The sequence below is a fragment of the Leisingera sp. ANG1 genome (genome assembly GCF_000203975.2).
Classification (GTDB): domain Bacteria; phylum Pseudomonadota; class Alphaproteobacteria; order Rhodobacterales; family Rhodobacteraceae; genus Leisingera.
On the sequence record NZ_AFCF02000007.1, the window covers coordinates 138,088 to 150,362 of the forward strand.

Annotated in this window: 9 protein-coding genes; 5 read left to right on the plus strand and 4 right to left on the minus strand. The window is 67.3% G+C overall.

Annotated features, from left to right (window positions below; all coding sequences use genetic code 11):
• The first annotated feature begins 15 nt into the window (after positions 1-15).
• Complete coding sequence (gene polA / locus GC1_RS12445; protein ID WP_036761798.1) at positions 16-2,823, plus strand: DNA polymerase I; 2,808 nt, start codon at positions 16-18, stop codon at positions 2,821-2,823.
• A 340-nt stretch (positions 2,824-3,163) separates the two neighbouring features.
• Here the strand turns inward: polA and GC1_RS12450 are convergent, their stop codons facing one another.
• The 4 genes from GC1_RS12450 to GC1_RS12465 form a co-directional block, all read right to left on the minus strand.
• Positions 3,164-3,400, minus strand: coding sequence for a DUF2798 domain-containing protein (locus tag GC1_RS12450; RefSeq protein ID WP_019295013.1), 237 nt, complete (start codon positions 3,398-3,400; stop codon positions 3,164-3,166).
• A 90-nt stretch (positions 3,401-3,490) separates the two neighbouring features.
• Positions 3,491-3,727: a DUF2798 domain-containing protein gene (locus GC1_RS12455; RefSeq protein ID WP_019295014.1), complete on the minus strand. Its 237-nt coding sequence runs from the start codon at positions 3,725-3,727 to the stop codon at positions 3,491-3,493.
• Between the two features lie 113 nt (positions 3,728-3,840).
• Positions 3,841-4,593: a hydroxypyruvate isomerase family protein gene (locus GC1_RS12460; RefSeq protein ID WP_019295015.1), complete on the minus strand. Its 753-nt coding sequence runs from the start codon at positions 4,591-4,593 to the stop codon at positions 3,841-3,843.
• Positions 4,594-4,861: 268 nt separating this feature from the next.
• Positions 4,862-5,446 (minus strand): DUF1285 domain-containing protein, encoded by a 585-nt coding sequence (locus tag GC1_RS12465; RefSeq protein ID WP_019295016.1) that lies wholly within the window; start codon positions 5,444-5,446, stop codon positions 4,862-4,864.
• Between the two features lie 64 nt (positions 5,447-5,510).
• Here GC1_RS12465 and GC1_RS12470 point away from each other — a divergent pair, with 64 nt between their 5' ends.
• The 4 genes from GC1_RS12470 to GC1_RS12485 are packed head-to-tail and all read left to right on the plus strand — an operon-like array spanning position 5,511 to position 12,258.
• Complete coding sequence (locus GC1_RS12470) at positions 5,511-6,518, plus strand: AAA family ATPase (RefSeq protein WP_019295017.1); 1,008 nt, start codon at positions 5,511-5,513, stop codon at positions 6,516-6,518.
• Positions 6,515-7,408, plus strand: coding sequence for a DUF58 domain-containing protein (locus GC1_RS12475; protein WP_029204695.1), 894 nt, complete (start codon positions 6,515-6,517; stop codon positions 7,406-7,408). The genes GC1_RS12470 and GC1_RS12475 overlap by 4 nt, the downstream gene beginning before the upstream one ends.
• Positions 7,405-10,206 (plus strand): DUF4159 domain-containing protein, encoded by a 2,802-nt coding sequence (locus GC1_RS12480; protein ID WP_019295019.1) that lies wholly within the window; start codon positions 7,405-7,407, stop codon positions 10,204-10,206. Before GC1_RS12475 ends, GC1_RS12480 begins: the two co-directional genes overlap by 4 nt.
• Positions 10,207-10,215: 9 nt before the next feature.
• Positions 10,216-12,258, plus strand: a complete 2,043-nt coding sequence (locus GC1_RS12485; RefSeq protein ID WP_019295020.1) for a membrane protein — start codon at positions 10,216-10,218, stop codon at positions 12,256-12,258.
• Positions 12,259-12,275: the final 17 nt, after the last annotated feature.

The window sequence follows — 12,275 nt, forward strand, 5'->3', positions numbered from 1 at the left end:
CGGGAGTGAATGACCATGAGCAATACCCAGTTCGGCAAAGGTTGTCACCTCCACCTGATCGACGGCTCGGCCTTCATCTTCCGCGCCTATCACGCGCTGCCGCCGCTCACGCGCAAGTCCGACGGGCTGCCGATCGGCGCCGTGGCGGGCTTCTGCAACATGCTGTTCAAGCAGGTGGAGGACAACAAGGGCCCGGATGCGCCGACCCATGTGGCGGTGATTTTCGACTATTCCGGCAAGTCCTTCCGCAACGAGATGTACGATTTGTACAAGGCCAACCGCCCGCCGGCGCCGGAGGATCTGGTGCCGCAGTTCCCGCTGACCCGCGACGCCACCCGCGCCTTCAACATCGCCTGCAAGGAGATCGAAGGCTTCGAGGCCGACGACATCATCGCAACCCTGGCGCATCAGGCGCGCGATGCAGGCGGGCGGGTCACGATCATTTCGTCGGACAAGGACCTGATGCAGCTGGTCGGCGGCGGCGTCGAGATGCTGGACGCGATGAAGAACAAGCGCATCGACAGCGACGGCGTGGTGGAGAAATTCGGTGTCGGCCCCGACCGGGTGGTGGATGTGCAGGCGCTGGCTGGCGACTCGGTTGACAACGTGCCGGGGGCGCCGGGGATCGGGATCAAGACCGCCGCGCTGCTGATCAACGAATTCGGCTCTTTGGAAGAGCTTCTGGACCGCGCCGAAGAGATCAAGCAGCCCAAGCGCCGCCAGACGCTGATCGAGAAGCGCGATCAGATCGAGCTGTCGAAGAAGCTGGTGCAGCTCGACTGCAATATGGAGCTGGACTTCACCCTGGACGATCTGGAAGTGAAGGAGCCGGACGCGGAGACTCTGCTGACCTTCCTGTCTGAGATGGAGTTCCGCACACTGTCCAAGCGCATGGCCGATCAGCTGGGCATGGAGGCGCCGGCGATCCCGGAAGCCCCCGCCGCAGCGGCGGCCAGTGCGGCAGCGGCGCCGGAGGCGGTGCCGTTCGACAAGGAGAAATACGAATGCGTCCGCGACGCAGCGGCGCTGCAGGTCTGGGTTGACCGCATCCGCGAGCGCGGCTGGGTGGCGGTGGATACCGAGACCACCGGCCTGGATGAAATGGTCGTCGATCTGGTCGGCATCTCGCTGTGTGTGGAGGCGGGTGAGGCCTGCTATATCCCGCTGGCGCATAAGGCCGGGGGCGATGATCTGTTCGGCGGCGAGGGGCTGTCCGAGGGGCAGATGCCGCTGGAGGAAGCGGTCGCCATGCTGAAACCGGTTCTGGAAGACCCGGCGATCATGAAAATCGGCCAGAACATGAAATACGACGCCAAGATCCTGCACCGCTACGGCGTGGATGTGGCGCCGGTGGATGACACCATGCTGATGTCCTATGCGCTGCATGCCGGCATGCACGGGCATGGCATGGATGCGCTGTCCGAACGCTATCTGGATCACACGCCGATCCCGATCAAACCGCTGCTGGGCAGCGGCAAATCGGCGATCACCTTTGACCGGGTGCCGATCGAGGACGCGGTGCCTTATGCGGCGGAAGACGCCGACATCACCCTGCGCCTGTGGCAGGTCTTCAAGCCGCAGCTGCATCAAGAACGGGTCACGACGGTCTATGAAACGCTGGAGCGGCCGCTGGTGCCGGTGCTGGCGGATATGGAGCGCAACGGCATCAAGGTGGACCACGACACGCTCTCGCGCATGTCCAATGCCTTTGCCCAGAAAATGGCGGGCTTAGAAGCCGAAATCCACGAGCTGGCGGGCGAGACCTTCAATGTCGGCTCGCCCAAACAGCTGGGCGAGATCCTGTTTGACAAGATGGGGCTGGAAGGCGGCAAGAAGGGCAAAACAGGCGCCTATGCCACCGGGGCGGATATCCTGGAGGATCTGGCAACCGAACACGACCTGCCCGCGCGGGTGCTGGACTGGCGGCAGCTGTCCAAGCTGAAGTCGACCTACACCGATGCGCTGCAGGACCACATCAACCCGGACACCGGCCGGGTGCATACGTCTTATGCCCAGACCGGGGCGAGCACCGGCCGCATGGCCTCCACCGATCCGAACCTGCAGAACATTCCGGTGCGCACCGAGGAAGGCCGCCGTATCCGCGAGGCCTTTGTGGCAGAGGAAGGCAATGTGCTGCTGTCGCTCGACTACAGCCAGATCGAGTTGCGCATTCTGGCGCATATGGCCGGAATCGACGCGCTAAAGCAGGCCTTTGCCGAAGGCGTCGACATTCACGCGATGACCGCGTCCGAGATGTTCGAGGTGCCGCTGGAGGAGATGACGCCAGAGATCCGCCGCCAGGCCAAGGCGATCAACTTTGGTGTGATCTACGGCATCTCGGGCTTTGGCCTGGCGCGCAACCTGCGCATTCCGCGCAAGGACGCGCAGGGGTTCATCGACCGCTATTTCGAGCGCTTCCCAGGCATCCGCAAGTACATGGACAGCACCGTCGAGTTCGCCAAGGAGCATGGCTACGTCCAGACCCTGTTCGGGCGCAAGATCCACACCGCGGAGATCAACGCCAAGGGGCCCAAGGCGGGCTTTGCCAAGCGCGCCGCGATCAACGCGCCGATCCAGGGCACCGCCGCAGACGTGATCCGCCGGGCAATGATCCGGATGCCGGAGGCGATTGCCCATCTGCCAGCGCGGATGCTGCTGCAGGTGCACGACGAACTGCTGTTCGAAGTGCCGGAGGCGGCGGTGGAGGAGACCATCGAAACCGCGCGCCAGGTGATGGAAAACGCCGCCGACCCGGCGGTGCATCTGGACGTGAAGCTGGTGGTGGACGCAGGTCGCGGTTCGAACTGGGCCGAAGCGCACTGAGGCAGGTTTGCCATGGCCGGCGGGGCGCTCCCGCCCGGCTTCGATCTGACGATCTCATCCCCTTGGGCATGGCGCCGCTGGCGCGGCGCGGATTGTGCCGCACCCTCACCTCACCGGGTCAAGGGAGGCGCAGCCTCCGCGCGGCCAGCGCGGCTTGCCCTTGACGCGGCCCGCCCTGAAAACAATCGGCAGCGCCCCTCAAGGGCAGACCTGCCCTTAGGGGCTTCTCAGCGAACTCTCTGTGCGCCGCGCCAGCGGCGCCGCGCCCAACCGGTGCTGCTGCATCTTTGATGCAGCTTGCGGCGGGCGGGAGTTCCCCCTGCCCAGTTACCGCCCCGTTTCAGTTGCCCGCGGGCTGCTTGACCAGCTTGGCAACCAGCCTGCGCACCAGGGGCGCGGCGGTGAAGGCGACGGCAAAGGCAATTGGCCAGCTCAGGCTCCAGGCCTGCATCCAGGCGCCGCCGAATCCTGCGCCGAAACCCAGCGCTTTCCAGGTGGCAACACCGGTCACGATGAAGGACATCATCCCTGACAGGATCAGGCTGAACAGAACGGGTGCAAAACGGGCGGGGAGCATTGGCGGGATCCTTTTCCTGTTGCGGCACCTTATGCCGTGCCGGGAATCACATTTCAATTAACGAATGTGTTTTCCGGCCTGCCGCGGGCATCATGCCGCATCCGGCGGGCGGATTGCTATGGCCACAATCTGGCGCACCAGCGGCGCCACCATCAGCACAACCGGAAAGGCCACCGGCCAGCTGTAGGCCCAGGCGGTCAGCCAGGCGGCGGCAAAGCCCTCATCCGTGCCGGCAACCCGCAGGGTGGAGATGCCCGACACGATCGAGGACATCATCAGCGACATCAGGAAACCGGACAGAAGCGGGGCAAAGCGGGCGGGGATCATGGCAGCCTCCTTGGCAGCGGGACATGGGGTTCTGCCGGAGATATGCGGTGCCTTGACTGCGGAACAATCTGCGCCGCTGCACAGATATCTGCGCAGGCGGACCAGGACGACGGTCAGCCCATCCAGCCCAGGCTGTCCTCGGTGCGGCGGGTCGAAGGGGTGTATTCAGCGCTGACCCAGCCGCCATAACCGCTGGCGTCGATGGCTTCGAACAACTCTTGAAAGTCCACCGGCCCGGTGCCCGGCTCGCAACGTCCCGGCGCGGCGCCGATCTGCACATGCACGGCGCGGGGGCCGAAGGTCTCCCACACTTTGAGCGCGTCGCCGTGGATCATCTGCGCGTGGTAGGCGTCATACTGCAGGCCGACATTGGGGCGGTCGACCGCTTCCAGCACGTCGATTGCCAGGTTGTAGTCGTCAAGGAAATAGCCGGGCTGGTCGCCGCTGTTCAGCGGTTCAATGGTGAACTGCTGTTCCGGCGCGCGGTCGGCGGCCCATTGCAGGTTTTCGATGAAGGTCCGCTGCGCATCCGCGCCCTTGGCGTAGCCGGCCATCACGTGGATCTTGCCCGCCTTCAGCGCCTCGGCGTAGCGCAGCACCCGGCGGATGTCGCGCTGGAAGCGGTCGACACCTTCGGGCACCGCCGCATAGCCGGGCATACCGCCGGTGTAATTGGGCGGCGGCGCGTTGATCAGCAGCAGCCGCAGCCCGTTCGCCATCAGCGCGCGCTGGGTTTCCTTGGCGGCGAGTTCGTAAGGGTAGAGGATCTCCACCGCCTCAAACCCTGCCGCGGCGGCGGCCTGGAACCGGTCGAGATAGGGCAGCTCAGCAAACAGCAGCGAGATATTGGCCGCGAAGCGGGGCATAGGATTCTCCTTGTTGACTGAAGGTCTAGCGCCGCGCGGCGGGGCAGCCAAGGCGTCAAAAGAGCAGAATTTTCCTATTAAACTTTCGTTAACCAGAGGCTGGCTGGTTTTTGCCGCACGTCACACGCGATTGACCGGATCACCAATTGCTGAAGAGGACAGCGCCCGTCCCGCGCGGGGAGGGCGAGAAGCGCGCGCCCTGTTGGGGGGCGGGACGGGCGCTGCCCGGCCTTTCGGCCGGGCGGTGGAATTGTGGATGGCTGAGAGATTACTCCACATCAATTTCAGCGGACGGAATCAGCGGGAAGAACTTGCCGCCGGACCAGACACCGAACCAGTCGCCGTAGTGTTCGCCCAGATCCGCCAGCCGGTAAAAGCTCTTGCGGTCAATCAGCGCCTCCAGGCCCGCGCGGATCATGACATAGGGGGATGGTTCACCGGTTTCGGGGTCGCGCTCTGCCCGGATCATGTGGTCCGGCCCGGCTGCGGCACTGTCGCCAATGTTGGTGGTGAAGGTGATCATCTGATCGCGCCCGTGCCCGGCCACATCGAAATCCACCGCAACAAAGGGCGCGTCCTCAACGGTGATGCCGACCTTTTCAACCGGGGTCACAAGGTAGTATTTGCCGTCCTCCAGCTTGAGAATGGAGGCAAACAGCTTGACCAGCTCGAACCGGGTGAAGGGCGTGCCGAGGTAGTACCACGCGCCGTCGCGTGCGATGCGGATGTCCAGATCGCCACAGAACGGCGGGTTCCACAGGTGGACGGGCGGCAATCCCTTGCCCTTTCCGGCTGCTTTTGCCGCCGCGGCAATGCCTTCGGCATCGGGGGTCACGGGTTTTTGTCCGCTCATTGCTTTTGCCATTTCCTGTCAGCACGATAGAGTAACAGCATATATCCGGGAAACGAGGAATGTCATGCCTGAAACGGACGATCTGCTGGGGGATATCGAAGCGCTGGAAGCCAAGCTGCAGAAGGCGCGCGAATCGATCACCAAACGCTTTATCGGACAGGAGCGGGTGGTGGACCTCACGCTGTCGGTGCTGCTGTGCGGCGGCCACGGGCTGCTGATCGGCCTGCCGGGGCTGGGCAAGACCCGGCTGGTGGAAACCCTGAGTACGGTGATGGGGCTGGATGGCAACCGGATCCAGTTCACGCCGGATCTGATGCCCGCCGACATTCTGGGCTCGGAAGTGCTGGATACGGCAGAGGACGGCCACCGGTCGTTCCGGTTTGTGCCGGGGCCGGTGTTCTGCCAGCTGCTGATGGCGGATGAGATCAACCGCGCCAGCCCGCGCACCCAATCGGCGCTGTTGCAGGCGATGCAGGAGCGGGTGGTGACAGTGGCGGGCGAGGACCGGTCCTTGGGCGCGCCGTTCCATGTGCTGGCGACCCAGAACCCGATCGAGCAGGAGGGCACCTATCCGCTGCCGGAGGCGCAGCTGGACCGGTTCCTGCTGCAGATCGACGTGAATTACCCGGACCGCGCAACCGAGCGGGATATCCTGCTGGCGACCACCGGCGTTGAGGAGGACGAGGCCTATCAGGTGTTCACGGCGGGAGAGCTGATCGCGGCGCAGACCCTGCTGCGGCGGATGCCGGTGGGGGAATCGGTTGTCGAGATGATCCTGGATCTGGTGCGGGCCTTCCGCCCGGATGAGCCGGGCGTGTCGGACCATGTGGCGCAGACCGTGGCCTGGGGGCCGGGCCCGCGGGCGGCGCAGGCGCTGATGCTGGCGGTGCGGGCACGGGCGCTGCTGGAGGGGCGGCTGGCGCCCAACGCAGAAGACGTGCTGGACATGGCGAAACCGGTGCTGAGCCACCGGATGCAGCTGAACTTTGCCGCGCGCGCACGGGGTGAGAGCCTGGCGGCGCTGATTGAGGAAACCGCAAGCGAACTGGCCCGGACCGGGGCCGCCGCGTGACAAGGCCTGCGGCCTCTGACGCTGCAACCGGATTGCGGCACCGGGCGGAGGCCGAGGCCAGCGCCCTGCCGCCGCTCTTGGTGCAGGCGCGGCATCTGGCAGGCTCTGTCCTGATGGGCGAGCATGGCCGCCGCCGGGCTGGAACGGGGGATGATTTCTGGCAGTACCGCCCGGCGCAGGCCGGCGACAGCCGCCGGATGATCGACCACCGGCGTTCTGCCATGGGTGATGTGCAGTACGTGCGCGAGCGGGAGTGGCAGATTGCCCAGACGGTGCACCTGTGGGTCGATACCGGCGCCTCGATGCGGTTTGCCTCGACGCCCAAGCTGCCGCAGAAGTCGGACCGCGCGCGACTGCTGGGGCTGGCGGCTGCGGTGCTGATGGTGCAGGGCGGCGAACGGGTGGGCCTCACCGGCGGCACGCTGCCGCCGCGGCGCGGTAATGTGCAGATCCTGCGTCTGGCGGAGGCTTTGTCGGATGACGATGCGGAGGATTACGCCCCGCCCGGCCACCGGGCGCTGATCCCGCATGCGCGGGCGTTGTTCATCTCGGATTTTCTGGGTCCTTATGAGCCGGTGGAGCAGGCGCTGTCCAAGGCTGCTGCGCGTGGGGTGTGTGGCGTGCTGCTGCAGGTGCTGGACCCGGCAGAGGAGGCTTTCCCATTCGCAGGCCGCACGCTGTTTCAGAGCATCGCGGGCGGTGTCACACATGAAACACTGAAGGCCTCTGCCCTGCAGGAGCGCTATCTGGACCGGCTGGCAGAGCGGCGGGACGCGCTGGAACGCCTCTGCCGCGAGGCCGGCTGGCGGTTCGGGCAGCACCACACGGGCGATCCGGCGCAGGCGGCGCTGATGTGGCTTTACCACGCTTTGGAGCGGACCGCGCCATGACCATGATTGCAGGCATCGGCTTTACCGCTCCCTGGCTCTTGCTGGGCTTGCTGGCCCTGCCGGTGCTGTGGCTGCTGCTGCGGGCGATCCCGCCTGCGCCGAAACGCCAGCCGTTCCCGGCGGTGACGCTGCTGCTGGGGCTGAAAGATGACGAGAGCCTGTCGGACCGCACGCCATGGTGGCTGCTGCTGCTGCGCCTTCTGGCGGTGGCGGCGGCGATCATCGGCCTGGCGGGGCCGGTGCTGAACCCCGCGACCGAAGATACCGGCGGCAGCGGACCGCTGCTGATTGTGATGGACGCCAGCTGGGGCGGCGCGGCGGGCTGGAAGCAGACCAGCGCCCAGGCCGGGGTGCAGCTGGACGAGGCCGGGCGGGCGGAGCGCCCGGTAGCGGTGCTGCGGTTGAGCGCGCCGGAACCCCTGCAATTCCGCGCCGCCAGCGGCTGGCAGAGGCAGCTGGCCGGGCTGGTGCCGCTGCCCTGGCAGCCGGGGCCGGAGCTGCTGGCGCAGGCGCTGGAGGCGATTGGCGCCGCCGAGGGCGGTTTTGACACTGTCTGGTTCAGCGACGGGCTGGACTATCCGGGCCGCGAAGGGCTGATCGAGGCGCTGGGACAGCGCGGCGGGATCGAGGTTTATGAACAGCCGCTGCCGGTGCTGGGGCTGCTGCCCGCGAGCTACACAGGCAGTGCAATTGAGCTGACGGTGCAGCGCAGCCGCGCCGGGCCAGCGCAGGAGATTTCCGTGGTGGCGCAGGGCAAGGATCCGGGCGGCACCGAGCGCAGCCTGGCGTCGCTGCCGCTGCGGTTTGCGGATGGCGCCCGCACGGCCTCGGCTGAACTGTCACTTCCCTCCGAATTGCGCGCGCGGCTGTCCCGGTTTGAAGTCCGCGGCGTGACCTCGGCAGGTGCAGTGGCGCTGACCGATGACTCGTTAAGGCGGCGCGAGGTGGCGCTGGTCTCCTCTGAAAGTGCCGACGAGGGATTGGCGCTCTTGTCGCCGCTGCACTACCTGCGCCAGGCGCTGGCGCCCTCAGCCGAGCTGCTGGAAGGCGCGCTGCGGGATCTGCTGCCTGCCAACCCCGATGTGATCGTGCTGGCCGATGTGGCGCGGCTGGCGCCCGCGCAGGAAGAGGCGGTGATTGAATGGGTGGAAAACGGCGGCCTGCTCTTGCGCTTTGCCGGGCCGCGGCTGGCCGCGAGCGATACCGCGCGCGCGGGTGAAGAACCGCTGATGCCGGTGCGCCTGCGCATTGGCGGCCGCAGCATCGGCGGCGCCATGAGCTGGGGCGAGCCGAAGACGCTGGCGCCCTTTGGCGAGGGCTCGCCGTTCTACGGGCTGGAGGTGCCGCAGGAGGTCTCGATCAGCTCGCAGGTGGTGGCGCAGCCGGATCCGGAGCTGGCGCAGCGGGTGATTGCAGAACTGGCCGACGGCACCCCGCTGGTGACGCGCAAGACGCTGGGCCAGGGCCAGGTGGTGCTGTTTCACGTGACCGCCAATGCGGAGTGGAGCAGCCTGCCGCTGTCGGGCCTGTTCGTGTCGATGCTGGAGCGGCTGGCGGTGTCCTCCTCTGCAGCGCAGCCCAAGTCGGAGGATCTGGAGGGCACCACATGGACGCCGGTGGAGGTGCTGGACGGTTTCGGCCGCCTGGAAGCGGCGGAGACGCTGCCCGGCGTGGCAGGCCCGGATCTGGTGGCGGCGCCCGCGGGGCCGGAGCTGCGGCCCGGGGTCTATGACGGCGGGCGGCGGATGCTGGCGCGCAATGTGCTGCGCCCGGGTGATGAGCTGATGGCAGCACGCTGGCCGGCCTCGGTTGCGGTCAGCGGTTATGGCGCGCCGCAGGAGCTGCCGCTGGGCGGCGCGCTGCTGACGCTGGCGCTGGGGCTATTGGCGCTGGATGTGCTGGGAACGCTGGCGGTCTCCGGCCTGCTGGGCCGCGCCCGCACCGCCGCACTGGCGGCGGCACTGGGTCTGGCGGCGCTGGTACCTGCGCAGGAGTTGCGGGCGCAGGAAGCCACCGCACCCTCGCAAGCACAGACGCAGGAGGATTTGCGGGCAGCGGCCATTGCCTCGGAACTGGTGCTGGCGCATGTGCTGACCGGCGACGCGCAGGTCGACCGGGTCGCGGCGGCGGGGTTGCGCGGGCTGACGGACACGCTGTTCTTCCGCACCTCGGTTGAACCAGCCGCGCCGGCGGGTGTTGATCTGGAGCGCGATGAGCTGGCGTTTTACCCGCTGCTCTACTGGCCTGTCACCCGCGATCAGCCGCTGCCCTCCTCGGAGGCCTATGCGAAGCTCAACACCTATCTGCGGTCCGGCGGGATGATCCTGTTTGACACCCGCGATGCGGATCTGGCGGCCTCTGGCGCGACCAGCCCGGCGGCGCGGCGGCTGCAGCAGATTGCGCTGCCGCTGGACATTCCGCCGCTGGAGGTGGTGCCGGAGGATCATGTGCTGACCCGCGCCTTCTACCTGCTGCAGGCCTTTCCCGGCCGCCACGGGCGCGGCCCGGTCTGGGTCGAAGCGGCGCCGCCGGATGCGGAACAGGCCGAAGGCATCCCCTTCCGCAACCTCAACGACGGGGTGACGCCGGTGGTGATCGGCGGCAACGACTGGGCCGCGGCCTGGGCGGTGGATGAGAACGGCCGGCCCTTGCTGCCGGTCGGGCGCGGCTATGCCGGGGAGCGGCAGCGGGAGCTGGCGTTCCGGTTCGGCGTCAACCTGGTGATGCATGTGCTGACCGGCAACTACAAATCCGACCAGGTGCATGTGCCGGCCCTGTTGGACCGGCTGGGGCAATAGGAGCGCGCGATGACACAGACGATCCTGTTTGACCCGCTGGTGCCCTGGCCGGTGATCTGGGCTGCCGGCGCGGTGACCCTGGCCGCCTTGCTGCTGGGCCTGTGGAAAGGGCTGCCCGGCTGGGCGCTGCGGGCGCTGGCCGCACTGGTGCTGCTGGCGGCCCTGTCTGGTCCGGTGCATCAGAGCGAGGACCGCGCGCCGCTGAGCGATATCGTGATCGTGACGGAAGACCAGACCGCCAGCCAGCAGTTGCGCGACCGCCCGGAACAGACGGAGCGCGCGCGCAGTCAGTTGAAGGCGGCGCTGGCGGACCGGCCCAACACCGATGTGCGCTGGGTCACCGTGCCGGATGGCGAGGGCGACGAGGGCACAAGGCTGATGGCAGCCGTTGCGCAGGCCTTGGCGGATGAGCCGCGAGCGCGGGTGGCGGGGATCATTGCCCTGAGTGACGGGCAGGCGCATGACGCCGATCAGCCGGTGAACCTGCCCGCCCCGATGCACCTGCTGCTGACTGGCCGCGAAGACGACTGGGACCGCCGCCTGATCGTGAAGAACGCGCCTGGCTTTGCCATCATCGGCGAGCCGGTCAAGCTGACGCTTCGGATCGAGGATCAGGGTGCGGTGCCGGTTCAGGGTGGTTTTGCCGACCTTGAGGTTTCAGTCGCGGGCGGGCCGCCGCAGCGGTTTGCCCTGCCCGTCGGCGTCGATTTCGAACTTCCGATGGTGCTGCAGCACGGCGGGCGCAACGTGATCCAGTTCTCTGTGCCGGAGGAGCCGGGCGAGCTGACCGCGCGCAACAATCAGGCGCTGGTGCAGATCAACGGGGTGCGCGACCGGCTGAGGGTCTTGCTGGTGTCGGGTGAGCCGCACGCGGGCGGGCGCACCTGGCGCAACCTGCTGAAGTCCGACAGCGCTGTGGATCTGGTGCATTTCACCATCCTGCGCCCGCCAGAGAAGCAGGACGGGGTGCCGGTGGAGGAGCTGTCGCTGATCGCCTTCCCCACCCGCGAGCTTTTCCTGGAGAAGATCGAGGATTTCGACCTGATCATCTTTGACCGCTACAAGCGGCGCGGCATCCTTCCGGCGGTCTATCTGGACAATGTGGCCAATTACGCGATGGGCGGCGGTGCGGTGCTGGTGGCGGCGGGCCCCGATTTTGCCAGCGCCGACAGCATCTATCGCTCGCCGCTGTCGCTGATCCTGCCGGCAGAGCCTTCGGCGCGGGTGCTGGAGGAAGCCTACCGCCCGGAAATCACCAATTTGGGCAAGCAGCATCCGGTAACCTCGGGGCTGGAGGGGGCGGCAGACTGGGGCCGTTGGCTGCGCCAGATCGAGCTGCGGACGCCGGAGGGCCATGTGCTGATGAGCGGTGCCGGCGAACGCCCCCTCTTGGTGCTGAACCGGGTCGGCGAGGGCCGGGTGGCCCTGCTGGCCTCGGACCATGCCTGGCTGTGGAGCCGCGGCTATGAGGGCGGCGGGCCGCAGCTGGAACTGCTGCGCCGCCTTGCCCATTGGATGATGAAGGAGCCGGAACTGGAGGAAGAAGCGCTGTGGGCCGAAGTCTCTGGCCAGCGGATGCGCATCCTGCGGCGCACGCTGGCGGGCCGGGTGGGGCAGGTGACGGTGACAGCGCCCGATGGGTCCACCGTGGCGCTGGAGCTGCGTCCGAGCGCGCCGGGGTTATGGGAAACCCGCTATGAGGGGCCGGAGCCGGGGCTGTACCACCTGCAGGAAGGCGAAGAAAGCACGGTGGTGGGGCTTGGGCCGGCCGCCCCCAAGGAGTTTGAGGAAACCATTGCCACCGGGTCTGTGCTGGCACCGCTGCTGGAACCCCTGCGCGGCGGCGTCCTGCGGCTGGAAGACGGGATGCCGTCCTTGCGCAATGTGCGGCCCGGGCGGCCCGCATCGGGGCGTGGCTGGATCGGCCTGACCCCGCGGGAGGCTTATGAGACGCTTTCGGTCAGCCAAGGCCCGCTTCTGCCCGGCTGGCTGGCGCTGCTGCTCGCGTCCTTCTTCCTCCTCGCAGGCTGGCTGCGTGAGGGGCGGCGCTAGGCGGCTGCCGCAGCCAG